Annotated in this window: 1 protein-coding gene; it reads left to right on the top strand. The window is 62.7% G+C overall.

What is annotated here, in order from left to right; all coding sequences use genetic code 11:
• A partial coding sequence (locus tag AF337_RS18825) for a class I tRNA ligase family protein (protein ID WP_152971136.1) occupies positions 1–228 on the top strand: 228 nt, incomplete at both ends.

The raw sequence follows: 228 nt of genomic DNA, 5'->3' as shown, positions 1-228 counted from the left end.
GGCCTGCCGCCACCATCGTCGATCCTAGTGCACGGCTACGTCACGGTGGACGGCCGGAAGATCGGCAAGTCGGCCGGCAACGGCATCGATCCGGAACGCATCATCCAATCCTACGAAACGCCCGACGCACTGCGATATTACCTGCTCCGGCATATACGCTCGGGTGACGATGGCGATTTCTCAGACGAGCGTCTCGAAGCCGCCTGGTCGGGAGAGTTGGCAGGGCAG

The organism is Rhizobium ecuadorense, assembly GCF_001187535.1.
Taxonomy (GTDB): domain Bacteria; phylum Pseudomonadota; class Alphaproteobacteria; order Rhizobiales; family Rhizobiaceae; genus Rhizobium; species Rhizobium ecuadorense.
The sequence above is the reverse complement of the archived record's forward strand: the minus strand, read 5'-3'. Positions and strand labels throughout refer to the sequence as shown.